General features: G+C 68.4%; 25 protein-coding genes. 12 read left to right on the top strand and 13 right to left on the bottom strand.

Annotated features, from left to right (window positions below; all coding sequences use genetic code 11):
* Positions 1-79 precede the first annotated feature (79 nt).
* Together D7X32_RS00335 and D7X32_RS44795 are read right to left on the bottom strand one after the other, a co-directional pair.
* A complete protein-coding gene (locus D7X32_RS00335) occupies positions 80-901 on the bottom strand; it encodes an AraC family transcriptional regulator (protein WP_244238776.1) in 822 nt (273 codons plus the stop codon).
* A 13-nt stretch (positions 902-914) separates the two neighbouring features.
* Positions 915-1,118: a hypothetical protein gene (locus tag D7X32_RS44795; protein ID WP_147449953.1), complete on the bottom strand. Its 204-nt coding sequence runs from the start codon at positions 1,116-1,118 to the stop codon at positions 915-917.
* Here D7X32_RS44795 and D7X32_RS00330 point away from each other — a divergent pair.
* Together D7X32_RS00330 and D7X32_RS00325 are read left to right on the top strand one after the other, a co-directional pair.
* Complete coding sequence (locus D7X32_RS00330) at positions 1,117-1,824, top strand: siderophore-interacting protein (protein WP_147449952.1); 708 nt, start codon at positions 1,117-1,119, stop codon at positions 1,822-1,824. The genes D7X32_RS44795 and D7X32_RS00330 overlap by 2 nt on opposite strands.
* A 27-nt stretch (positions 1,825-1,851) precedes the next feature.
* On the top strand, positions 1,852-2,547 hold the full coding sequence (locus tag D7X32_RS00325; RefSeq protein ID WP_120600475.1) for an O-methyltransferase: 696 nt from the start codon (positions 1,852-1,854) through the stop codon (positions 2,545-2,547).
* Positions 2,548-2,614: 67 nt separating this feature from the next.
* Here D7X32_RS00325 and D7X32_RS00320 read toward each other — a convergent pair whose 3' ends face one another.
* Positions 2,615-3,166 carry a TetR/AcrR family transcriptional regulator gene (locus D7X32_RS00320; protein WP_120600474.1) on the bottom strand — a complete coding sequence of 184 codons (552 nt, stop codon included), beginning with the start codon at positions 3,164-3,166 and terminating at the stop codon, positions 2,615-2,617.
* Positions 3,167-3,267: 101 nt separating this feature from the next.
* On the opposite strand from D7X32_RS00320, the gene D7X32_RS00315 reads away from it, so the two are divergent.
* The gene (locus D7X32_RS00315) at positions 3,268-4,182 is read left to right on the top strand and encodes an NmrA family NAD(P)-binding protein (protein ID WP_120600473.1); all 915 of its coding nucleotides are present in this window, start codon (positions 3,268-3,270) and stop codon (positions 4,180-4,182) included.
* A 568-nt stretch (positions 4,183-4,750) separates the two neighbouring features.
* Positions 4,751-5,659 (top strand): hypothetical protein, encoded by a 909-nt coding sequence (locus D7X32_RS00310; RefSeq protein ID WP_120600472.1) that lies wholly within the window; start codon positions 4,751-4,753, stop codon positions 5,657-5,659.
* A 41-nt stretch (positions 5,660-5,700) separates the two neighbouring features.
* On the opposite strand, the gene D7X32_RS00305 is transcribed toward D7X32_RS00310, so the two are convergent.
* A complete protein-coding gene (locus tag D7X32_RS00305) occupies positions 5,701-6,825 on the bottom strand; it encodes a hypothetical protein (RefSeq protein ID WP_120600471.1) in 1,125 nt (374 codons plus the stop codon).
* A gap of 190 nt (positions 6,826-7,015) precedes the next feature.
* On the bottom strand, positions 7,016-7,438 hold the full coding sequence (locus D7X32_RS00300; protein WP_120600470.1) for a winged helix-turn-helix transcriptional regulator: 423 nt from the start codon (positions 7,436-7,438) through the stop codon (positions 7,016-7,018).
* Between the two features lie 97 nt (positions 7,439-7,535).
* Here D7X32_RS00300 and D7X32_RS00295 point away from each other — a divergent pair, with 97 nt between their 5' ends.
* Together D7X32_RS00295 and D7X32_RS00290 are read left to right on the top strand one after the other, a co-directional pair.
* Entirely contained in the window at positions 7,536-8,351 is an 816-nt protein-coding gene (locus D7X32_RS00295) for an alpha/beta fold hydrolase (protein ID WP_120600469.1), read from the top strand.
* A gap of 29 nt (positions 8,352-8,380) precedes the next feature.
* Positions 8,381-8,596, top strand: coding sequence for a hypothetical protein (locus tag D7X32_RS00290; RefSeq protein WP_147449951.1), 216 nt, complete (start codon positions 8,381-8,383; stop codon positions 8,594-8,596).
* A gap of 101 nt (positions 8,597-8,697) precedes the next feature.
* On the opposite strand, the gene D7X32_RS00285 is transcribed toward D7X32_RS00290, so the two are convergent.
* The 4 genes from D7X32_RS00285 to D7X32_RS00270 all read right to left on the bottom strand — a co-directional run bounded on the left by D7X32_RS00285 (position 8,698) and on the right by D7X32_RS00270 (position 13,546).
* Complete coding sequence (locus tag D7X32_RS00285; protein ID WP_120600467.1) at positions 8,698-9,687, bottom strand: hypothetical protein; 990 nt, start codon at positions 9,685-9,687, stop codon at positions 8,698-8,700.
* Between the two features lie 244 nt (positions 9,688-9,931).
* Positions 9,932-11,779, bottom strand: coding sequence for a M48 family metallopeptidase (locus tag D7X32_RS00280; protein ID WP_120600466.1), 1,848 nt, complete (start codon positions 11,777-11,779; stop codon positions 9,932-9,934).
* A 28-nt stretch (positions 11,780-11,807) separates the two neighbouring features.
* Complete coding sequence (locus tag D7X32_RS00275) at positions 11,808-12,131, bottom strand: hypothetical protein (RefSeq protein ID WP_147449950.1); 324 nt, start codon at positions 12,129-12,131, stop codon at positions 11,808-11,810.
* A gap of 491 nt (positions 12,132-12,622) precedes the next feature.
* Positions 12,623-13,546, bottom strand: a complete 924-nt coding sequence (locus D7X32_RS00270; protein WP_147449949.1) for a hypothetical protein — start codon at positions 13,544-13,546, stop codon at positions 12,623-12,625.
* A gap of 282 nt (positions 13,547-13,828) precedes the next feature.
* Between D7X32_RS00270 and D7X32_RS00265 the strand changes: the two genes are divergently transcribed.
* A complete protein-coding gene (locus D7X32_RS00265) occupies positions 13,829-14,452 on the top strand; it encodes a class I SAM-dependent methyltransferase (protein ID WP_158625545.1) in 624 nt (207 codons plus the stop codon).
* A 3-nt stretch (positions 14,453-14,455) separates the two neighbouring features.
* Here D7X32_RS00265 and D7X32_RS00260 read toward each other — a convergent pair whose 3' ends face one another.
* Genes D7X32_RS00260 through D7X32_RS00245 form a run of 4 tightly spaced genes read right to left on the bottom strand, consistent with a single transcriptional unit; the run spans position 14,456 to position 16,236 of the window.
* A complete protein-coding gene (locus D7X32_RS00260) occupies positions 14,456-14,932 on the bottom strand; it encodes a DUF1801 domain-containing protein (protein WP_120600462.1) in 477 nt (158 codons plus the stop codon).
* Positions 14,925-15,329 carry a DoxX family protein gene (locus tag D7X32_RS00255; RefSeq protein ID WP_120600461.1) on the bottom strand — a complete coding sequence of 135 codons (405 nt, stop codon included), beginning with the start codon at positions 15,327-15,329 and terminating at the stop codon, positions 14,925-14,927. The genes D7X32_RS00260 and D7X32_RS00255 overlap by 8 nt, the downstream gene beginning before the upstream one ends.
* 2 nt (positions 15,330-15,331) lie before the next feature.
* A complete protein-coding gene (locus tag D7X32_RS00250; protein ID WP_120600460.1) occupies positions 15,332-15,898 on the bottom strand; it encodes an SRPBCC family protein in 567 nt (188 codons plus the stop codon).
* Entirely contained in the window at positions 15,895-16,236 is a 342-nt protein-coding gene (locus tag D7X32_RS00245) for an ArsR/SmtB family transcription factor (RefSeq protein ID WP_120600528.1), read from the bottom strand. The genes D7X32_RS00250 and D7X32_RS00245 overlap by 4 nt, the downstream gene beginning before the upstream one ends.
* A gap of 53 nt (positions 16,237-16,289) precedes the next feature.
* Here D7X32_RS00245 and D7X32_RS00240 point away from each other — a divergent pair, with 53 nt between their 5' ends.
* From D7X32_RS00240 to D7X32_RS00220, 5 genes are all read left to right on the top strand, one after another.
* On the top strand, positions 16,290-18,668 hold the full coding sequence (locus D7X32_RS00240; protein WP_120600459.1) for an ATP-binding cassette domain-containing protein: 2,379 nt from the start codon (positions 16,290-16,292) through the stop codon (positions 18,666-18,668).
* A 234-nt stretch (positions 18,669-18,902) separates the two neighbouring features.
* Positions 18,903-19,415 carry a hypothetical protein gene (locus D7X32_RS00235; protein ID WP_244238774.1) on the top strand — a complete coding sequence of 171 codons (513 nt, stop codon included), beginning with the start codon at positions 18,903-18,905 and terminating at the stop codon, positions 19,413-19,415.
* 9 nt (positions 19,416-19,424) lie between these two features.
* Positions 19,425-20,441, top strand: coding sequence for a hypothetical protein (locus tag D7X32_RS00230; protein WP_171446075.1), 1,017 nt, complete (start codon positions 19,425-19,427; stop codon positions 20,439-20,441).
* The gene (locus tag D7X32_RS00225) at positions 20,425-21,756 is read left to right on the top strand and encodes a Dyp-type peroxidase (RefSeq protein ID WP_244238773.1); all 1,332 of its coding nucleotides are present in this window, start codon (positions 20,425-20,427) and stop codon (positions 21,754-21,756) included. Before D7X32_RS00230 ends, D7X32_RS00225 begins: the two co-directional genes overlap by 17 nt.
* Positions 21,753-23,180, top strand: coding sequence for a dihydrolipoyl dehydrogenase family protein (locus D7X32_RS00220; RefSeq protein WP_120600455.1), 1,428 nt, complete (start codon positions 21,753-21,755; stop codon positions 23,178-23,180). The genes D7X32_RS00225 and D7X32_RS00220 overlap by 4 nt, the downstream gene beginning before the upstream one ends.
* Positions 23,181-23,409 lie beyond the last annotated feature (229 nt).

The following is a 23,409-nucleotide window of genomic DNA, read 5'->3' as shown; positions in this document are numbered from 1 at the left end:
CGCGAACGAAGGCTCTGCCAGGGCTCACGGCTCGTCCGTGAGCTCGCTTCTTTCCGTTCGCCCTCCGCCGAATCGCGGGTCAAGCGGGCATGGCCAGACGGCTGGCCATGTACCGCGCGGGCGACGCCCCGAGCGCCTTGCGAAACATGGTCACGAAGCTGCTCGCGCTCTCGTAGCCCAGGTCCAGCGCCACGCTTTGCACGGCCGCGCCGCGTGAGAGCTTCTGGATGGCGAGGATGATGTGGAGCTGCTGGCGCCAGCGGCCGAAGCTCAAGCCCGTCTCCTCGACCAGCACACGGTTCAAGGTGCGCTCACCGACACCGATTCGCTTTGCCCACGTCTTCGTCGTCGCGCGGCTCGCAGGATGGGCGGTCATCGCATCCACCAGACGACGGAGCCGGGGGTCGTTCGGCATCGGCAGACGGTGCTTCTCGATGGAGACCGTCGCGAGCTCGTCGAGGAGCACGCGCATCAGGCGCGCATCCGGTCCTTCGAGGTCGTAGAGCGCGGGGCGCGTCGTCAGGCGAAGCAGGAGCTCACGGAAGAGCGGCGTCACCGACACCGCCCGGCAATCCAGCGGGAGGTTCGGTGCCTCTCCGGGATCGACGAAGACGGCGTAGCCCTCGAGCGGCGCCCGCGCGCGGATCCGATGCGTCACCGAGCCGGGGATCCACAGCGCGGATTGCGGCGGCACGATCCAGAGGGCGCTCGACGCCTCACAGGTCAGCTCTCCGCGCACCAGGTACAGGAGCTGCGATTCGCGGTGCGCATGCATCTCGCTCTCCAGCCCGCCGCTCGCCATGCTGAGCCCGATTGCATTCGCCGGCCGTGCGACCCCGGTCTTCAAGCGCCCGCGCGACTCCAACACGAACCGGTTCGCGAGCGAATCGAGCGAGGCCACCGTGCCAGGGGGCTCACTCGTCAGCTTGAGGTCTCCGCGAATGGTCCAGCCCGTCGCCTGCGGGAGCCGTGCCGCTTTCGAATTCCGCCGCTTCGCCGCCATGGCCGTTTTGATAAACTTTTTGTCCGGGTTGCGCAATGCGGCCAGCGGCGCCGGTTGGTATGTGCTTTTCCATGCCCTCGCCGTCCACCGCGCCTTCGGGCGTCGTCGAGTCCATGTTCCATCGCCTCGTGTCCCGCCGCGCGAGCGTTCGCGAAGTGGAGCCCGTGGGCGATGCGTTCCGCCTCGTGACGCTTGTCGGAGAAGACCTCGAAGACCGCCGCTGGACACCCGGCGACATGATCCAGCTTGGCTTCGCGGGCCTGGCCGGGCGCGCGTACACACCGCTCTCCTTCGATCCGCGCACCGGCACCACCACGTTCCTCGGTTACGTCCACGGCCACGGCATCGCGTCGGACTGGCTCGCTTTGGCGACTGCTGGAGAGCCGCTCTTCTTCGTTGGCCCGCGTTCAGCGTTGGATCTCAACGCCATCACCCGGCCGATGGTCTTCTTCGGTGACGAGACCTCGTTCGGCACCGCGGCCGCGCTTCGAGCGACGCCAGAGTGCATGCAAGGGGTTGCGTTCTTGTTCGAGGTGGAATCCGTGGAGGCCTCGCGCATCGTGCTCGAGCGGATCGGCGTCACGGACGGTGTGACGCTCACCCCGCGTGAGCCAGAGGAGCGTCACCTCGAGCACATCGAGAACGGCCTCACGAGCGCGCTTCGCTCCGCGCCTCAGACGCGATGCGTCCTCACCGGGAAGGCGTCGTCAATCCAGCGCCTCTACAAGGCGGTACGGCGGGAAGGCGTCTCCGCGAAACAGGTCACCAACGTCGCCTACTGGTCCCCAGGGCGGAAGGGATTCTCCGGTGTTCAGCGCTAGCTGTGTGTCATTGACCCGAGGCCAACCATGAAGTCCAACTCCTTTGACGTCCTGCCCGACGAACGGGTGCGCGCCGTGCTGCGGCGCCTCCACGGCGAGGCCGACCGGCAGGTACCGGGCGTCCTCCTCCAATTCCTGCCGAAGCTGCCGCGAATGCTCCTGGGCCGCCCCGTCGACGTTCCAGGCGCGGAGGTCGCCTTCGCCGACAAGTACCTCGCGATCGAGCAGGCCCAGGGCGCCTTCTGCTACCTGACGGCGCGAGCGCTCCGAGCCAGGACGATCGTCGAGTTCGGCACGTCCTTTGGCGTCTCGACGCTGTGGCTGGCGGCGGCGGTGCGCGACAACGGCGGCGGCCGCGTCATCGGCACCGAGCTCTTGCCGGAGAAGGCGCGGCGCGCGCAGGCGAACCTGGAGGAGGCGGGGCTCGCGTCCTTCGCCGAGATTCGCGTCGGCGACGCGATGCAGACGCTGCGGGCGGACCTCGGCGAGGTGGACTTCATGCTCAACGATGGGTTCCCCCTGCGGGCCCTCGATGTGCTGAAGCTCGTCACCCCGGCCCTGCGTCCGGGCGCAGTGGTGGTGACGGACAACGTCGGCGTCTTCAAGGCCGACTACCGCGACTACGTCACCTGGGTGCGTGATCCGCGCAACGGTTTCGCGTCGATGACGGTCCCCTTCCGCTCGGGCACCGAGTACTCGGTCCGGCAGCCCGACGCCCCCTGACGACAGCGCGGCTCTGCGGGATGGCCTCGCGGCACCGGCAACGGTGGGGGAGGCGATCTTGCCGCGTTCACGGACGGATGCCGGTGAGCGCGAGGCGCAGCACCCGGCGGGCGGTGAGCGGATCGTCTTCGTTGGCGACGGCGATCGCGTTCGCCAACATCATCAGGTCCTCCGGGGTGGCGCCGGCGTGAATCGCGCCCGCCGATGACGCCCGTGTCACCAGGGTCTTCAACACGCCAAGCAACATGTCGGTGCAGCAGATTTCCTCGGCCGAGAGGCCATCCGGGCCGGTCAGCAGCGCGGCGGCAAGCCCGCGGTTGGCCGCGGTGTAGCCCGTCAGCTCCTCGAGCCAGTCCGCCAGCTCGGCGGCGGGATCCCTGCCCGGTTGCGCCGCGGCCCGCTCACAGAGCTGCGCGACACCATCCCGGAAGATGGCCTCCAACAGCGCCTGCCGCGACGGGAAGTGCCGGTGCAGGGTCGCCGAGCCGACGCCCGCTCGCCGCGCGATCTCCTCGAGCGACGCCTGCGCGCCATCCCTGCCGACCAGTTCCGCGGCGACCGCGACAATCCGCTCCCGGTTGCGTCGCCCGTCCGCTCGCAACGGCTTCACATGCTCCACGGACCTCTTCTACTCACCCGCCCACGCCTTGACAAACGGAGGGCCCCCCTGTTTAAGAAGAGCGAAACGGTGGGGTCCCCCACTTACGCAAGGAGCTGCCCATGAGCAGTCACGATCCCGTTCTCGTCACCGCCGCCACGGGGCGTCAGGGCGGCGCCACCGCCCGGGCGCTGCTGGCCGATGGCAGCACGCGGGTGCGCGTGCTGGTGCGCGATCCGGAGGCACCCAAAGCCAGGGCCCTGGCGGCGGCTGGCGCCGAGGTGGTCGTCGGGGACCTTGATGATCCGGCCTCGTTGCGCGCCGCCTGCGCCGGGGCGCGGGCGGTCTTCTCGATGCAGTCACCGATCATGTCCGCGACGGGTGTCGACTTCAGCAAGGAGCGCCAGCAAGGGAGGAACCTCGTCGAGGCCGCGCTTGCCCAGGGCGTCGGGACGTTCGTGCACACCGCGACGTCCGGCGTTGGCGACCACCGCGACGTCGAGGGCTGGGCGGAGGGGCGCTGGAAGTCGCACGAGGAGTACTGGGAGAACAAGCTCGCCACCTGCGACCTCGTACGCAACGCGGGCTTCAAGCACTGGACCCTCATCCTGCCCGCCACCTTCATGGATCAACCGATGCTGGACCCCGCCAGCTTCGTCGACGGGCGCCGGCTGGTCACGGTCATCAGGACCGACAAGCCTGTCGCGATGATCGCGCCGGAGGACGTTGGCAAGGCCGCCGCGGCGGCGATCAACGACCCCGCGAAGTTCAACGGGGTGACGCTGCAACTGGCGGGTGACCTGCTCACGCTTCCGCAGGCCGTTGAGCTCCTCTCGCGCATCGATGGCAAGGAGTACGTCGTCCAGTCCGGCACGATCGAAGAGGCTGTCGCGGCCGGCCTGCATCCCAGCGTGGCGCACGGCCTGACGTTCATGAACGTCGCCCCGGTGCTGGCACGACCTGAGATCTCGCGGTCCTACGGCCTTTCGCTGATGAGCTTCGAGACCTGGGCTCGCCAGCGTCGCGGACTGACCTGATCGCCAGTGACGGCCCGGGAGCGGGTCGCTGCGTCATGGCTGACCGGAGCTCCCCGGCAACTTGTGGCTGGCCGTGCCGGTCCAATTCGCTGCACCAGGTGCAGAATCACTTTCACTGTGGCGTCTTGGATTGAAGGCGCACGGGGAGTACCATCCCTGATGCCTCTCAAACCAAGGAGCCCCAGATGCTGCGGAAGCTCGTTTCCGGAGTCGCCCTGAGTTTTGCCTTCGTGGTGGGAATGGCTGTCCCCTCTTCCTCTCAGCTCGCCCCGAATGAAGTCGTGGCGAATGAAGAAGCCGTGCTCGTGTCCACTGCCCCCAGCAGCGCGGTTCCGGACGAGACCTCGGACGAACCCTCGCGTTTGCTCGGCTGCTGCACGGGGGATGGCCTGTTCTGCATCAACACGGCGGCATGTCAGGCCCGTGGCGCTGGCGTCTGTGGCGCGCCCTGTAGCTAGCCCGCGTCCCGGATGAAGTGCATGTCGGCCCTCGTCGGGGGAATGGCATGCAGGCCACCGGCAAGTCGTTCAAGACGGCGCGGGACTGAACTCCGTACGATGCGCGTCCCATGACGCCCACCGAGACGCCAGGTGCTTCGCCACAGGGGTTCGTGCTGCTGCCACTGCCCGCAATCCTCCTGGGCGCCTTCGTCGCATGGCGAAGTGGCGTGCCCGTCACCGCTTTCGCCGTCAATGCGGTGACGGCGGCACTGGGGGCCGGCGTGGCGGCCAGGGTGGGACGCCTTCCGGGCAGGACCCTCCTGCGAGCCTCCGTCCCCCTCGCGTTCATCGCGGTGCTGCTCACCGCTTCGACGCTCCTCTTCCCGGGACTCGATGGGGTTCATCGATGGATGGTGCTGGGGCCCATACGCCTGCATGCCTCCACCATCGCCGTTCCCTGGGTGTTGCTGGGGATGAGTGTCGCCCTGCGCCAGCGCTTCGCCGTCGCCGCCGTCCTGGCCCTGGGGTTGTCGGCGGTTCATGCGGTGCAGCCCGACGCAGGCCAGGGCACCGCGTTCGCATTGGCGGCAAGCACCCTGCTCGCCCGCGGGCATTCGGCGCACTGGCTCCAGCGCGCTTTCAGCTGCGCCGGAGTGCTCGTCATCGGCCTCGCCTCATGGCTCCAGCCAGACCCGCTCGCCGCGGTGCCCCACGTCGAGCGCATCGTGCATCTGGCCACGTCGCTGTCGCCCGCGCTCGGCGTCGCGGGCGTCGTGGCGCTTGCGCTCCTCCTGGTGCCAGCAGCGCTTGGCACCGCACGAGGGCGGGCCAGGGAGGGCCACGGAGGGGCCCTCTCCGCCAGCCTCGTCGTCTACATCGCGGCGACGCTCGGCGTGACGGCACTCGGCAACTTCCCGGTACCCGTGATGGGAGCGGGGGCGGGCCCCATCCTGGGGTGGTACATGGCGACAGGAATCCTCGCGGCCTCCCTGTTCCGGTCACCGTTGGAAGGGCCGGGGCGCGCGGCTCCGGCTTGAAGCCCTGACTGGCGGGAATGGAAACCGCCACCCGGGGCGTGTCACGACCTGTGGAAGGCCTTGGCGAAGAACTTCTCGACGCCCGACTTCTCGGGCTCGATGGCGATCGCGGGCGCGGGCACGCTCATGGCGGACCCAAGGGCGGGGCGCAGGCCCGACGCGATGCCCGGCTTGATGTGGTGGCGCAGGTCGACCGCCACGTCCGACTTCACGTGGGTGCCCACGCCCACCGCGGTGTTCACGTCCGCGGAGTGCTTGAGGAAGCCATTCTCCAGGCCGAACTTGCCGCCCGCCTGGGCCGCCGCGCCCGCCACCGCGCCCGCGGTGACCGAGCCGTGCACCCGGCCCACATGACCGCCCGCCGTGGCGTACGCGCCCGCCGTGGCGGCCGCGCCCACGTTCCCGGAGACCATCGCCGTGGCCGTCTTCGGATCCACGGTGGCCACGCCCTCGGCGAAGGCGGAGGCGGAGGCCTTCGCCTCGCCCTTCACGTATCCCCCCACGTGCCGGTTGAAGTCGTGGCTCGCGCTCGCCGTGACGCCCACGCCCGTCTCCGCCTTGGCCGTCAACGCGGCGGTGTAGGCGTGCGAGTTCGTGTCAGCCGACACACCGGCCTGGGCCTGCGCCTTGAAGGTGTTGGCCTCGCCGGTGAGCTGGGCGCTCGACACGCCCAGCCGGCCCGCGTGCGTCTTCTGGAGCTCGAAGGCGGCGTTGGGCCCCTGCACCTCGGCCTGGGCCGAGTAGTGGTGCACGCCACCGCCGCTGTGGCTGGTGGTGGAGGCCTGCATCGAGCCCACGTTGCCGCTCAGCCTGCCGCCACCGAAGGTGTCCTTCTGGAAGGGGCTGCCCGGCTTGTCGATGAACATCGTCTGCTTCGCGGCCGGGGGCGCCGTGAGCTTGTTGTCACCGCCGCTCACCGACACGTCCGACGCCTGGCCCGTGCTCATCTCCCAGGGGCTGTAGGAGGGCGCACCCTCAGGGGCACCCGCGTGCTTCAGCGGCTTGGACTCCGTGGCCGCCGGTGCGTTCGCCGTGGGCTTCGTGGCCGTCGCGGTGGGCTTCGAAGCGGGGAGCGTCGACGCGCGCGCCGGAGGCTTGGGCGAAGACACCGACGAGGACGGGAGGGTCGCGGAGCGGGAGAGGGACGAACCAATGCGACGGGACATGGGAGGAACCTCAGAAGGTGCGGCGAAGGAGAGCGGTACGTCGATGCTCTGCCCTACTGCATCCGACATGCCGTCCCCATGTCGAACGGTGTGGCCAAAGCCCGCCTGTGGTTTCAAGCAGTTGGCGGGAGGCACCTCGCGGGAGCAGCCAGCGCGCTGGTGACTGCGGTCACCAGGGCCAGGACAGCTGTCATCGCCCCCTGCCGCGCATCGGTCGAGCTCCGCCCGTGGCGTCCTGCTCGCGGTCGCGGGCCGAGTCAAAGCGCTCGCGTGCCTTCTGGACGACGCCAATGTGGTCGATCGACCAGTTCCGGATTGCGTCAACGATGCCGTAGAGAGAGCGGCCCAGCGGCGTCACCTCGTATTCCACCGTGACGGGGACCGTCGCGAAGACGCGGCGCTCGACAAGGCCATTGCGTTCGAGGCGGCGCAGCGTCTGGCCGAGCATCTTCTGCGTGATGCCTTCCACCTTGCGCTTCAGCGCATTGAAGCGCACCGGTCCGTCGGAGAGCGCGAGCAGGAGCAGCACCGACCACTTGTCAGCGAGCTGGTCGAGCAGCTCACGCGTCGGGCACGTCGCGACGAAGGGGCCTCCCGGTTTGCGTGCGGCCATCGTGGTTTCCTCCAGGTGCCTTGGTCCCATCCAAGTCCCCTGGACGCCTCCTGGTATCCTCTTGATACCAGCGATCCGCGGGCACAAGGTGGTTCCCATGAACGACTTCCTTCATGACGTCGTCGAGGCCAACGGGATCGCGATCCACGTCGCATCGGCCGGCAGGGGTCCGCCGCTCCTCTTCCTTCACGGATTTCCGCACACCTGGTTCGTGTGGAGGAACGTGATGCGAGAGCTCGCCAGCGAGCACCACGTCATCGCACCGGACCTCCGGGGCCTCGGCGCGACGACGCGGGCGGCGTCGGGTTACGACCTCGACACGCTCGTCGCCGACACGCTCGCCGTGCTCGACGCGCACACGAAGGAGCCTGCGGTCGTCATCGGCCTCGATCTCGGCGCGCCGATCGCGTTCCTCACCGCCGCGCGCCATCCCGCGCGCGTGAAGAAGCTCGTCGTCATGGAGGCGCTCCTCGGTGGGCTGCCTGGCGCGGAGGCGTTCCGTCCGCCGTGGTGGTTCGCGTTCCACGCGATCCCCGGCATGCCGGAGGAGGTCATCTCGGGCCACGAGGAGGCGTACCTCGACCACTTCTTCGCCATTGGCACGAAGCGAGGCCTTCCCGCCGAGGCGCGCGCCGCATTCCTCGAGGCCTACCGCGGCCGGGACTCGCTCCGCTGCGCCTTTGCGCACTACCGCGCGCTCCCCGAAAACGCACGGCGCCTTGCGCAGGTCGAGCGCCTGAGCGTCCCGGCGCTCGCGATCGCCGGGGGCGTTGTCGGCGACGCACTCGCGCGGCAGATCGCGCCGCTGTGCGACCATCTCGCGACCGCGCGCCTCTCCGGCGCCGCCCACATCCTGCCCGAGGATCAACCCGCGGCGCTCGCAGCGCTCCTGCGCGGCTTCGCCCGGCCCTGAACAGTGCCAATGCCTAATCGGAGCTCATCGTGCGCAGTATGTACGCGGGAGACCGCTACGTCGGCGTGCTGCGCTACGACCCGGCCACGCATGGCATCAAGGCGGACGGCATCCTCCAGAACACCCTTCCGGGCGGCTGGACGATGAGCCAGCGCGACGCCTACCCGCAGGCCGGAGACCTCGACGCCAACGGCAGGACGGAGCTGTTCGTGCACACCGTGGACACCGCGAACCGCCACGTCTGACTGGTGCGCTACGACCCGGGCACGCGCCACCTCAGGGCGGCCTGGATTGCCGAGGACACGCTGCCCGGCGGCTCCGCCGGATGGAGGGCCGCCTCCCTGGCTCAGAACAGGTTGGCGATGTCCTTCACCGGCTGCGGAGCGGCTTCGGTGCTCCCCAGCGCGCCCATGGCGGCTCCGAAGAGCATGGAGGCCGGGTTGGCGCGGCCCTTCGTGATGGACCCGATGACGCCCTCCGCGGCGCCCTTCAAGGTGTTGAAGTAGCCGGTCGCGGCGCCCTCGAGGACGCCCTTGAAGCCACCCTCCGAGTTGCCGACCCCCGTCAGGACGTTGCTGAGTCCCGGCACGAACCACAGGGCCTTGCCCGCCTCGCCCGCGGCCCACTGGAAGTTGTCCTTGTTGCTCCCGTCCGCCTTGACGTGGGTGTCCTTCGTGGTCGGCAGCTGGTGCTCGCCCAGGAAGGAGTACCCCTTCTCGGCGAAGTCCTTGAGCATGCCGGCCTCGGTGCCGTGGCGCGCATCGCCATCCTTGGTGATGCCCTCGATGTTGCCGTCGCCCTGGCCGCCCTGGACCTTGCTCGACCGGTCCCCGCCGGTGGAGGCCTTGGCGCTGTCGATGAACTCCAGCACCTTGGTCAGCCGGTAGACGCCGTCGGCGTTCTGCTTCGGGTCCTTCAGGTCGAGCTTGGGGTCGACCCCCGTCTGCTTGCACAGCTGCTCGAACTTGATGTCCTTCTGGCGGCCCAGCTTCTTCAGCACGGGCGAGTCATCGACGATCTGCGCCGCGGAGCGGTTGTCCCCGGCCGGCCGCTTGTCGTTGGCGCTCGGGACGCCAGAACCGGAGGACTGGGGAGCCGCGGCAGCCGGCTGAGCCTCCTGCGTGCGGGGCTGCCGCCGGTTGATGATCGCGGGCTCGAACGAATCCACCGGGCTGAAGCCCCGCGCGGGCCCGCCCCGGATGCCCTGGAGGCTCCCGGCCCCCACGTCCTGAACAGGCCCCGCCGACAGCAACTGCCTCGGGTTGACGGAAGCGGACGGAGCAGCGTTCGGGCGCAGCGCGGAAGAGGAGAGGGCCGAGGGCTTGGCGAGGATCATGGGGTCACCGGGTTCGGGACATCGTTGCGCTGTCTCATTGCAGCGCGGATGCCAGCCCGGTGCGTCCCCGTAACCCGTGGATCTCTCAGGGATGGGGGGCGCCGGGGCACGCGCTCCATGCGCCCAGCCGGTGACTGCGGTCACCAGGAGCATGACGCCAGTCATCAGGGAGTCTGGCCAGGGTGCAGCGGGCTCCAGGTCCCGGCTTGCCGACGCCGTGACGCCAGCGAGCGGAACTCCCCCCTCAAGCGGCCTGCGAATCCGAGCGGTGCGCCTTCATGAACCTGTGCCGTCCCAGGAAGCGCTCGAAGGCCGCCAGCGCCGCATCCGGATCCTTCAGCTTGCTCAGGCAGAGGGAGCGCCCGTTCTTGAAGCGGCTCTCCCCGGTGACCTTCAGGTCCAGGTACTTCTTGAACATGCGGTCGGCGGTGGCGGCGGAAGCAACCCGGTCGAACGGGACGGGCTGCTCCCACTCCGTGCAGCTCACCTGTGCGTAGTCCATCCGCACCTCGAAGCCTGCCTCCTTGCCCTCGAAGGTGAGCGGCGGGAAGTGCTTCTCCACGTGCTGCCGCTCCGCGTCCGTGGACGGTTCGTAACGGCAGGCCAGCGCCAGGTCATGGGCCTGGGCGAAGCGCTCCTCGTAGACGCCCCACAGCCTTGCCTCGATGGCCTCGGCGTCCACGAAGGCCTCCACCCATGAGGACGTCACGGGCTCCAGGAGCACCTGCGCCATGTCCGCGGGCTTGAGCTGGACGCCCACGTTCTGCATGCGCGCGGCCAGGGGCGGATGGGAGTCGAACGGATGGGGCGTCACGGCACGCTGCAGGTCGTCGTGCACCGCCTCGGACTGCGCATACTCGGAGAAGCCGTGCGCGACCCGCCGCGCAATGGCCACCGACTGGTGCTGCTCATCCTGGGCGAAGAGCTTCGCCTCCACGCGATCGCGGAAGCCCGCGTACGCGCCCACCTTCACCAGGGAGCGGGCGATGTCCTGCCCCGACGTCACACCCGCCGCCAGCCGGTCCGCCGCGAGCTCGCTGGCGCGCCGGCTGCGGCCCAGCGACAGCTCGAACAGCCCGCGGTAGGCCTGCATGAAATAGAAGACAGGACGCGTCAGGCCTCCTTCGTACAGCGCCTGCAGGTAGTGGCCGAAGTGCGACAGCATGGGCGCCAGCCGCTTGCTGTGCCCCGTGTCTCCGCCCAGGAGGTGCCCCATCTCGTGCGCCAGCACCGCCTCCGCTTCGGAGCGCTCCAGCAGGCGCAGCAGGGACACACTCACGAAGAGCGTACGGCCGGAGAGCATGCGCCCGCCCACGCGCACCTCATGCTCGGTGACGAAGAAGTTGGTGTCGATGCCCGCGAGGATGTGGTCGGGCGGCGACGTCTGGAGCCGCTCGCACAGCCGGCGCACGCAGGCCCACAGCTCCGGCGCGCGCGCCTCGGGGACTTCTTCCGCCTCCACGTCGAAGTCCGTGGGCGGACGGCGGAAGATGGCCATGACCACCACGATCACGGCGAGTCCGGCCGCGATGGCCATGAGGAGGATGAGCTTCGGGGAGTAGCGCTCCAACCACAGCGCGGTCACCCAGTAGGAGAGCCACACGAGCAGGGCGCCCTGCCCCAGCACCTGGAGCGCGCTGGTGATGCGGAGCACGTGCCAGCCCACCAGGAAGCCGCCGTACTGGAAGGGGCGTGAGATGAACGCGGCCAGGACGCACAGGAGCGCGACCACCGTGGAGGCAAGCCCGAGCGCCAGCAGGATCCAGGCGGCCGTATGCGCCCACCCGAACTGCTTCACGTCCGAGCACGCCTCGCCCAGGTTGTCGCGGTAGCCCGTCAACTCCTCGCGGTCGCTCAGGCATGCCACCGACGCGGGGACCGCGCGGTAGAAGGAGAGCGCCTCCTGACGGTCCGCCGCGGTCATCTCCGTGTCCCGGCCGATCTGCTTCTCGACGACTTCGAGCACCTGCGCGTCGAAGCGGTCGGAGGCATGACCGGAGAACCAGAACCCGAACAGCGGCAGGGCAAAGAGCAACAGCGCAGGCAGCACGTAGCTGGAGACGAAGCCAGGAGATTTCCGGGAGGAGGCCATGGGAAGTGGCGACCAGCATAGCGCGCGCTCAGAAACGAGCGGTGTTGTAGCGGCGACGCGGCGGAGTCGTCGGGGCAGGGCCCGCCCACCAACGGTCGAGCACCCACTGGCCCAGCAGGATGACGCCGCAGGACCAGGGCACGGCGAATATCGCCAGCGAACCGAAGGACATGCGCGACTCCACCAGGGTCAGGGCCAGCGGAATGGGCGCATATGCCAGGACGAAGAAGACTGGGGTGACCAACAGCGCCTTGAAGCCACGCCAGAAGCATTGAACGAGGCCCAGGAAGAGGCCGGTGACGGCGAACCCCAGAGCCATCCCTTGGGGGAACTGCTTGTTGAACATCAGCATGTAGACCCCCAGCAGCGGAAAGAAGTGCGGGAGCCCGAAGGGCCAGATCAAGCCAGCGGCGGAACTCCAGCGATGCCACGCAGGGGGAACGGACATGGACGGCACTCCACCCCATGGCCCGAGGTTTGACCATTCCCGCCAGCGGACACTGTCTCCATGCATTGAGGCGAGGCGCAGTGGTGGGCGAAGCACGCGTGGACGAGGGCCTCGCAGAGCGCGTCTCCAGCCGCGTCGTGTCGAGCGACGTCCGGGCCACTTCGAGCAGGTCGAGCCCCGAGTCGGCGCGCTCGAAGTCGACGAGGTCCAGGTCAAGCCGGACGACGTCTCCATCCCGGCGCTGAATCACCAGCACGTCGTCGCGACCGGCGTTGAAGACCGCTTCGCCAGGACGCAGACCGAGCTCCGCGAGGCGCCGCGCCTCCTGGGTCTCCCGTCCATCACTCATCGCGGCCTTCCCTGGGCGTTCCCGCTGTGCAGGTGCGATGCGCTCCTCACCCGAAGATGGACGCAGGTTGGTTGCAGAAGTTCGTGAGGGAGGTCTTGAGCTGCTGGAACTGGACATCGCGAATCGAGAAGGTCGGCCGCACATTGGAGTTCAGCACCTCGTTGAAGTTGCTGCCGACCGGAGCAAACAGCTCTTTCGTGGCGGCAGCTCGCTGAGCGTGTCCCTCCGTGAGCGCGACCCGCAGGAGCATGATGAAACCTCCAACGGTGTGACGGAGCCGGGAGTCGGCGGAGCGAAACCACCGCGCGAACGTGTAGCCATGACCTGGCTGCGGATCGTACCAGCTCTGGAGCAGCTCGACCGCGGAGCAGGGCCCCTTCTCAAGCAGCAGGCGGTGGCTCGGGCCGAAGTTGACGATGGCGAGTCTCCGCCCGGCCACGGAGAGCGCATTCTCGAGGTTGTCGATGCCACCGCCCGAAGTGATTCCTCCCTGCGTGACAACCTCCTCCTGGTTGGCCATCCGCAGGGCCGCGGTCGCCGCGTTCACCAGGGCGTTGCCCTCCGCGCGTCCCAGCACGGCCAGCGCGAGTTGGTTCGCCGTGACGCCACAGCTCGCGATGCCCAGGTCCCATTCGAGCGGGTCCCCGAAGAACATCCCCCCCTGCCCCAGTTGACGGACACGCTCGGCGCTGCCGTAGGTCACCAGGTTCTCGAACCGCTCGATGCTCCACCGATGATGGGTGAGCTTCTCCCGGATGAGCTCATGCACGCTGTTGCGCCAGAAGACCCGGCTCCAACGGATGCCCTCCTGCTCCTGGGCGAGCCACGCATTCACCTGCGCGGCCATCAGCTCGTTGCCGGAGGGAGAAACCTTCTTCGGTCCCCCCTTGGAGTAGAGGGGCGAAGGGGCGTGGCAGCTCGGGCAGTAGGTCCCGAAGTAGTCGCGTGCACAGGTCAGACATAGTGGCATCTTGGTCCTCTGGCGCGGCACCGAGCGGAGCCAATGACACTCCGCGGTGCGTGAGCGCAGGAGGCCTGGAGCAATTAACACGCCACCAAGGATTGCCCCGGGGCAGGTCCTCACCCCAGCCCGGCCGCGTCATGGCGCGACGAAACCCGCGAATTCTGCGTCCCATCGAGACGCACTCCGGGAGAACCGGGCCTGGCGGTGGGAGGTACGAAGGGGATGGGCGTACGCTGTCGCCAGCAAACCCCCGTCAGGAGCGAAAGCATTCACGACAAACGGCTTCGGATGGCGCGCGCCGACATCGAGTCCGGCGCGCTGCGAGGGGCCGCGCTCTCCGAGCTCCTTCTCTCGATCCCCTCGCTCGAGCGGGACGTCTGGCTCGACGAGCTGCTCGGGTTCGATGAGCCGCCGCCAGACATCGCGAACCTCCCACGCGGAGCGGTGCCCTATCTGCCGAGCGGCGTGGACGAAATTCTGGCGATGGTGTCCGAGGTACCGCTCCGGCGCGACGACGCGTTCGTCGATCTGGGCTCAGGGCTGGGTCGCGTGGTGATCCTCGCGCACCTCTTGTCCGGGGCGCGAGCGCAGGGCGTGGAGCTTCAAGAGCCTCTTGTCCACCTCGCGAGGGCACGCTGCGCCGAGCTGGCCCTTCCCCTCGTCTCGTTCGTTCACGCCAACGCCGCCGACACCGAGCTCGATGGCTCGGTGTTCTTTCTGTACTCCCCCTTCAACGGCGAAATGCTGTCCGCCGTACTCCGCCGCCTCGAGGACGTCGCCCGGCGAAGGCCCATCGTCGTCTGCGCGGTGGACTTCGAGCTTCACGGCGTGACCTGGCTGCGCGCAAGGAAGACCTCGAAGGTCTCACTGGCGCTCTACGACTCATGCGTTCCCGGCGTCCCCCTTCGCTGAGGATCAGGAGCCGGAGTTCTTCTTCCGCACGGTCTTCGACTTGGGCGCAGCGGGCTTCGCCGGAGACTTCGTGGCCGGGCGGGGTTTCTTCGCCGGCAGGCTGTTCAGGGCCACCGCGGCCTTCACGAGCGCCTTGAACGCGCGCGCGTCCACCTTCACCCCTTCGTGGAGGTCAATGGCCCTTCGCGTGTTGCCCTCCAGGCTGGAATTGAAGAGGCCTGACGGGTCCGGGAGCATCGCTCCTTTCGCGAACGTGAGCTTCACGGCCTTCTTGTACGACTCCCCGGTGCAGACAATCCCGCCGTGAGACCAGACCGGGGTGCCCATCCACTTCCACTCCTCGGTCATCCCGGGGTCGGCTTCCAGGATGAGCGCCCGCATGCGGGCCAGGGTCTCCCCGCGCCAATCGCCCAGGTCGACAATCCGCTGGTCGATGAGCCGGGAAGCGGCCTTCCCGGTCGCTTGATCATTGCTACCCATGGGCGGCCTCGAGCGAATGAGTCAGCGGGCGGGCCTGCAGCTGGTGCCAGAGGACATACGAGATCACCCAGAGCACGCTCGTGACCGCCGCGAAGCCCCACGCCTCCGGGCCATCCCCCACCGCAAAGTGGGCAATGAGCGCGGAGACCAGGTTGAAGGCGAAGCCCGCGTAGGCCCACTCCTTGAGCCGCGCCGACACCGGCGCAAGCAGCACCACCACGCCCAGGATCTTGGCCAAGGCGAGCTCCACCCGGAAGTAGCCGGGGAAGCCGAGGTGGGTGAACCCCTCCGCCGCTTCCTTCAGGCTCAGCTGCGCGTAGGCGGTGAAGCCAATCTCGAAACAGAACAGCGCGGTGGCGAGCCAGAAGCCGATGATGAGTCCTTTGGAGCGGGGCATGTTCAGGTCCGGGGGTTGGAGGGCAAACCGGCGGGCTCGACGCCGAACTGCTTCGCGTACTCGGCGTTCAAGCGCTGCCAGCCGTCGAACTTCATGACCTCGGGGCCGACGATGCGGCCCAGGGGGTCGCCAGAGAGCAGCCCCTCCAGCACGTCGAAGCAGATGTGCCAGCCCGCGGCGCCCATCGAGATGAAGCCACGGTGGATGTTGTGCCAGAGCGTGAGCCGGGTGCCGCCGCTTCCCAGCGGCTCCAGCTCCCAGCGCATGTCGTTCCCACCCCAGCCGTATTCGAGCAGCCTTGGCGCCTCCGCCCGCTTCACCTGGGACTCGGCGACCTGCGGCGTCGGCGTGCCCACGGTCGACAGCTTCACGGTGCCCACGGCGCTGAGGTTCCGGTCAGGGTCGAACGGCGCCCATTCGCGCAGATGCTCGGGGTCCGTGATGGCCTCCCAGACCTTCGCGGGGGGATGGCGCAGGTCGCGGACGAGCACGAGCGTCCACTTGTCCCCTTCCTTCTGGATCCTGGCTCCCGCCGCGGGGCCGGGCGTGTACTTCGCACGGTGGCTCATCGCTTCTTTCCTTTCGTGGGTGTCTCGGGTGTTGCGTCCATCCGGTCGAGGTGGCGTTCGAGCGCATCGACGTGGGCCGTCCAGAAGCGCCGGAACGGCGTCAACCAGGCGTCGACTTCCATGAGCGGTTCGGGCCGGAGCCGGTAGACGCGCCGCTGGGCTTCGACGCGCGACTCCACGAAGCCGGCCTCGCGCAGCACGCGCAGATGCTTGGACACGGAGGTCTGGGGCATCCGCAGCTGGCGCTCAAGCTCGCCGACGGAGCACTCCGACGCCGCCAGGAGACTGAGGATGCTCCGGCGGTTTGGCTCCGCGATGATCGCGAACGATGATTCCATGCGGGTCATATACCCATTGCTTCATATACCCGTCAAGTCATACGCTGACCGCCATGACCAAGCCCCTGCCCTCCTCCCGCCAGCACCCCTCCGACAGCCACGACCTGATTCGCGTCCGGGGTGCCCGTGAGAACAACCTGAAGGACGTGAGCGTGGAGATTCCCAAGCGGCGCCTGACGGTGTTCACCGGCGTCTCGGGGTCGGGCAAGTCGTCGCTGGTGTTCGGCACCATCGCGGCGGAGTCGCAGCGGTTGATCAACGAGACCTACAGCGCGTTCGTGCAGGGGTTCATGCCCTCGCTGGGACGGCCGGAGGTCGACGTCCTGGAAGGGCTGACGACCGCCATCATCGTCGACCAGGAGCGGATGGGCGCCAACTCCCGCTCGACGGTCGGCACCGCGACCGACGCCAACGCGATGCTGCGGGTGCTGTTCAGCCGCCTCGGCAAGCCGCACATCGGTTCGTCCAATGCCTTCTCCTTCAACGTCCCATCCGTTCGCGGGGTCGGTCAGATTTCGATCGAGAAGGGCAAGGACGCGGGCAAGACCGAGAAGCGCGAGTTCACGGTCACCGGCGGCATGTGCCCACGGTGCGAGGGCATGGGCTCGGTGACCGACATCGACCTGTCGCAGCTGTACGACGACAGCAAGTCCCTCAACGAGGGGGCGCTCACCATCCCCGGCTACACGGCTGACGGCTGGTACGTCCGCATCTTTTCGGAGTCTGGCTTCCTCGACCCGAACAAGCCGATCCGTGACTACACCAAGAAGGAGCGCCAGGACTTCCTCTACAAGGAACCGACCAAGCTGAAGATCGAGAAGATGAACCTCACCTACGAGGGCCTCATCCCGCGCATCCAGAAGTCGTTCCTGTCCAAGGACGTCGAAGCGATGCAGCCGCACATCCGCGCCTTCGTGGAGCGGGCGGTGACGTTCACCGCCTGTCCCGAGTGTGGTGGCACCCGGCTCAGCGAGGCCGCCCGGTCCTCCAAGATCAAGGGCATCAACATCGCTGACGCCTGTGCGATGCAGATCAACGACCTGGCCGTGTGGTTGCGCGACCTGAACGAGCCGTCCGTCGCGCCGCTGCTCACGACGCTGCGGCATACGCTCGACTCGTTCGTGGAGATTGGACTGGGCTATCTCAGCCTCGACCGGCCAGCGGGGACGCTGTCGGGCGGGGAGGCCCAGCGCACCCAGATGATCCGTCACCTCGGGTCGTCGCTCACCGACGTGACCTACGTGTTCGACGAACCGACGGTCGGGCTGCACCCGCACGACATCCAGCGGATGAACGGCCTGCTGCTGCGGCTGCGCGACAAGGGAAACACCGTGCTGGTCGTCGAGCACAAGCCGGAGGCCATCGAGATCGCGGACCACATCGTCGACCTGGGCCCCGGCGCAGGCACCGCCGGTGGCGAGGTCGTGTTCGAGGGCACCCTCGCCGGGCTGAGGGCCAGCGGCACGCTCACCGGGCGGCACCTGGGCTACCGGGCCACGTTGAAGCCGACGGTGCGCAAGCCGTCGGGAACCCTGAAGGTGCGCGGCGCCAGCGCCCACAACCTGCGGAAGGTCGATGTCGACATCCCGCTCGGCGTGCTGGTGGTCGTGACGGGCGTGGCCGGGTCGGGAAAGAGCTCGCTCATCCACGGCTCGGTGTCGGGCCGCGACGGGGTGGTGACGGTGGACCAGAGCGCGATCCGGGGTTCGCGGCGGAGCAACCCGGCGACATACACCGGCCTGCTGGAGCCCATCCGCAAGGCGTTCGCGAAGGCCAACGGCGTGAAGCCTGCCCTGTTCAGCGCCAACTCCGAGGGCGCCTGCCCCACCTGCAACGGCGCAGGGGTCATCTACACCGACCTGGCGATGATGGCCGGCGTCACCACGGTCTGCGAGGACTGCGAGGGCCGGCGCTTCCAGGCGGCGGTGCTGGACTACCGGCTGGGCGGGCTCAACATCGCCGAGGTGCTCGACCTGCCCGTCGCGGACGCGGTCACCTTCTTCGGCGCCGGCGAGGCGAAGACACCGGCCGCGCACGCGATCCTGAAGCGCATGGCGGACGTCGGCATTGGCTACCTGCGGCTCGGCCAGCCACTCACCACGCTGTCGGGGGGCGAGCGGCAGCGGCTGAAGCTCGCGACGCACATGGGCGAGGACGGTGGCGTCTACGTGCTCGATGAGCCGACCACCGGCCTGCACCTGGCTGACGTCGAGCAGTTGCTCGGGCTGCTGGACCGGCTGGTCGACGCCGGCAAGTCGGTCATCGTGATCGAGCACCATCAGGCGGTCATGGCGCACGCGGACTGGCTCATCGACCTGGGGCCGGGCGCGGGCCATGACGGCGGACGGATCGTGTTCGAAGGAACCCCGGCCAGGCTGGTCGCGGCGCCATCAACGCTGACCGGCAAGCACCTCGCGGCGTACGTCGGCTGACGGGGGTTTGAGCCACCGCCCCCTCCGCTGCCCGGTGGGGGCGCATGGCGTTCCTCGCACCGGAGCGGGTGCTGCCGGTCGCGACATGCCTTCGCGGCCCTGCGTGCTGGGACGACGGGACAGCCTGTGCTCTTCCGCTCGAAGGCCATGGCGTGCTTGCAGGTGAGGCACTCCACCCCGAGCTTGAAGTGCACGAGCACAGGGAGACTGGCGATGGAGATCAAACCTCAGGCCATGGCGATACCCAGGTCGACGGATCACCTCGAGAAGGGGAAGTACGGTCCCATCTTCCCGAAGACCCCCGCCTGTTATGGCTTCACGATCGTCGCCAACGTCAAGCCGGGGCGCGCCGATACGCTGCGCGGCTACGGCCAGAGCCTGGCCGAAGCGCTCAAGGGAGCCCCTGACCTCCTCGCGCCGCTCAAGCTCCACTACCTCCGCTGGGTGCTCTTCGATGACGACACCCGGTTCATGTATCAGGGCATCTTCGACACCGACTTCGACAAATACACCGAGGACGCGGTCGTTCTCTTCACGAAGTCCGGAATCAACACCGCCTTCGAGAACCTCGAGGGGTTTCCCATGGACTGGAAGACCAACGCAGCCGCGTTCGTCAAGTTCATCCGGGACCACCAGTGCACCAGCTTTCTCGAATACGGCGAGTATCCGTATTTCACGAGCGATGAGATCAAGAAGGCCCTGAAGCTCAAGGCCTCGTTCACCGAGATGCTCGAGCAGATGCAGTAGGGGACTGTCATGAGCGCGCCATCCGGGCGGACGTACAACCAGAACCACTCGCCGAGGAAATACTCGAGGGACCATCGGCGGGTCAGCGTCTACACGTCCTGGAGCTACCCCGGAGAAGCCAATCGCAACCCCGCCGAGATGGACAACCGGTTCTCGACGATGACCGAGGTTCGCCGGGTGCTCTGGCCCGGCTACGAGTCCCCGCAGTGGGCGGACCCGCTGAGGTTCCAGCAGGGAATCTCGGGCTCCCTGGAGCTCTTCTTCTGGGCGTGGGTGAAGTTCCAGCAGGTCATCGAAGAGGTCACCGGGCACGCGGTCCCCATGTTCCAGCGGGTCGACCAGGCGGGCTTCCCCCTGCCGCTCGACGAGCGGGTGCTCGCGGATGCGGACACGCTGCTCGTCTTCGGTCTGGACCACGATGTCACCGGACAGGTGGCAGCCCCGGAGGAGATCGAAGCGGTCCGCGCATTCTTGAAGCGCGAAGGCACCTGTCTGGTCATGGGCCCCCACCACGACGTCGGGCACTCGCCGGACCTGGACGAGCGGGCCCTGGAATACGCCCACCACGGCGACGCACTGGTCCCACGTCAGCAACGCTTCGGCGGCTATACCCGCTCGTTGATGAAGGGACTGGGAATCCCTGTCGAGAACCGCTGGGGCCTCCGCCCCGCCGTTGTCCAAGGAACGAACCGGAGCGTCCCTTTGACGGTGATGGCGGACCTGGATACGCGCGGCTGGCTCACCGGGGTCCAGAACTTCAACTTCCACATGCACCTGCCGCACTACGCGGTCACCCCGGAGGACTCCCGTTCGGCTCGCGTCCTGGCGAAGCAGCCCATCGACCAGACGCGGCCCCATCCGTTCACGAACGCGGGAAACACCGAGTTCAATGCGCTGGTGTGGATGCCGCCCGGCGACGGCAGGGCCGGCGATGTGCTGGTTGCGGACTCCACCATCTTCAGCACCTTGTTCGGGGCGGACGAGAGTCTCGTGCGCTTCTGGAAGAACCTTGCCACGGCCCATTGAGATGCTCGAACTGGACGACATCCAGAGCGGAGTGCTGCGACCCCGTCCGTCTCCGTACGTCGCGACCTACATCCTCCTGCGCATCGACGACCGGAGCGCGGGACGCGAGCTGATGCGGCGGCTCGGCTCGGCGGTGACCGCGGCCGCCCATCCGAACAGCCCTATTGCGGACTGCGGGCTCAGCGTCGCGCTCACGTACCACGGGCTCGAGGCACTGGGTGTGCCCGAGGACTCCCTGGACAGCTTCGCGTGGGAGTTCCGGCAGGGCATGGCCGCCCGGGCGAAGGCGCTGGGCGACGACGGCGAGAGCAGCCCCGAACACTGGGAACCGCCGCTGGGAACGAGCGATGTCCACGTCGTGTTGACGGCGCTTTCGCCGGATCAAGTCCGGCTCGAAGCCGCGCTGGCTCGCGCGCATGCGGCCCTGCGAGAGCTTGGCGGCGTGGAGGCGATCTGGCGTCAGGACTGCCACGCCCTGAGCACGGGCAAGGAGCCGTTCGGGTTCAAGGATGGCATCAGCCATCCGGCCGTCGAGGGGAGCGGCATTCCAGGGAGCAATCCCCATGAGGCGCCGCTCAGGTCCGGCGAATTCGTCCTCGGCTACCCCGATGAGACGGGCGGCGTGTCCCCGATGCCCCAGCCTGACGTCCTGGGGCGCAATGGAACGTACGTCGCCTTCCGCAAGCTTCATCAGCGGGTGGCCGCGTTCAGGCAGTACCTGAAGAACGCCGCGAGCAGCACGGAGGACGAGGAGGTCCTGGCAGCGAAGATGATGGGGAGATGGCGGAGCGGCGCGCCGCTGGCGCTGTGCCCCCACCACGACGCTCCCGGCCTTGGCGCCGATGCGTCACGCAACAATGACTTCCACTATTCAGATGACCCGACCGGATACAAGACGCCTCCCGCGTCGCACATCCGGCGAGCGAACCCCCGCGACGCGTCCGTCGCTGGCGTGGTCAGGCTCCACCGGATGATCCGGCGCGGAACCGCCTACGGCCCCGAGCTGCCCGACGGAGTCCTCGAGGACGATGGCGCCGAGCGAGGGTTGATGTTCGCCTTCATCGGTGCGCACCTCGGACGGCAGTTCGAGTTCGTGCAAGCGGAGTGGCTCAACGCCGGTGAATTTCTCGGGCTGGGCGAGGCGAAGGACCCCCTGGCCGGCGCTCACGACGGAACAGGCGTCTTCTCCTTTCCGAAGCGGCCCATCCCCAGGCGGTTGCAGGGCCTTCCGCTGTTCGTGGTCACGCGCGGAGGCGAGTACTGCTTCATGCCCGGGCTGCGCGCGCTGCGGTGGCTGGGGGACCTCCGGACATGAACGGCTCCGCGGACATGGACGTCGTGGTTGTCGGAGCCGGACCCGCGGGACTGCTCGCGGCGCTCCGCGCTGGCGACCTGGGCGCCCGGACCGCCCTCGTCACCCGCGACGAGTTCGGCGGCATGGCGGCCCACGACGGACCGGTTCCGGTGAGGACGCTGGCGCAGGCGGCGCGGTTGCTCCGCGACGCCCGGCAACTGGGGCGCTATGGCATCTCGGTGACCGAGCTCGTGCTGGACTACCAGCGGCTGCTCGAGCGCGTGCGCGAGGTGACCGGCGACGTTCGCACTCACGCTGCCCTGCGCGAGCAGATCGCCGCGGCGGGGGTCACCGTGCACGAGCACGCCGGCACTGCGAGCTTCGCGGACCCCCACACCCTCGAGACCCAGCGCGGGCCGCGGTTTCGAGCGGAGAAGTTCATCCTCTGCTCCGGCGGCGTGAGCCGGCGCCTGCCCATCCCGGGATTCGACCTCACGAAGACCCACAGCGATGCGTGGAGCCTGACCTCCGTTCCTCCGACGATGGTGGTCGTCGGCGGTGGCGCGACGGGAGTCCAGGTGGCGTCGGTCTTCACGGACTTCGGCACGCGGGTGCAGCTCTTCCAGGCGGAAGCACGCATCCTGCCGACCGAGGACGACGACGTGTCCGCCGCCGTCGCGGAGTCCTTCCGTCAGGCCGGCATGGTGGTGCGCGAGGCCTTCGGCACCATTGAACGCTTCGAAACGGCGCCAGACGGCGTGCGGATGGTCTTCTCCAGGGACGGCGTGCGGGACAGCGCCGAGGCCGCGCTCGTCGTCGTCGCCGTGGGATGGACGGCCGACACCGCCGCGCTCAACCTCGCGGCCGCGGGCGTCGAAACCGACTCGCGAGGTTTCGTGCGCGTCGATGCTCAGCTGCGCACCTCCGCGCCCCACATCTTCGCCGCTGGAGACGTAACGGGGCGCCTCATGTTGGTCCCCCAGGCGTTGCAGGACGGGTTCGTCGCGGGCTCCAACGCGGCACGGGCACCCATGATCTCCGTCACGGACGAGGTGTGTCCGATGGGCAGCTTTACCGATCCCGAGTACGCGCAAGCCGGCCTGACCGAGGCGAAGGCACGTCAATCGCACGACATCGTCGTGGCCGTCGTGCGCTTCGACTCGACGACGCGGACCCTCATCGATGGTCGGACGACCGGGTTCTGCAAGCTCATCGTCGACCGCGCCACGCGGAAGATCCTCGGTTGCCACGTGGTGGGTGAGCGTGCGGTCGACCTGGTCCAGACCGCGGCGATCGCCATCGCGGCAGGGATGAGAGTGGATGAGCTGGCTCGCGTTCCGCTCTCGTTTCCCACCTATACCGGCGTCCTGGGTCGTGCGGCGGCCATCGCTGCACGCCAGCTCCAGGTCGATGTGGACCGGGCTCGCCTCGCGGAGCTGCTTTGACGCAGAGGACCCGCGCCCGGCCATGGTTCAGCGTGGCCGTTCAGCCAGCACGAACGGGCGCAGCCGGTGTCCGTCGGGGTCCTCGACCACGAGCGTGAACCCGAATGGCATGTCCGTGGGCTGCTGCAGCACCTTCAGCCCGAGCGCCTTTTAAAGTTCCTGACCGCTCACCGGCGCGCGGCGGCGACGCAGGATCTGCATGAGTTCCAGCAAGCGGGAGGCGCGCGGC

The sequence above is a fragment of the Corallococcus carmarthensis genome, from assembly GCF_003611695.1.
Lineage (GTDB): Bacteria > Myxococcota > Myxococcia > Myxococcales > Myxococcaceae > Corallococcus > Corallococcus carmarthensis.
The sequence above is the reverse complement of the archived record's forward strand: the minus strand, read 5'-3'. Positions and strand labels throughout refer to the sequence as shown.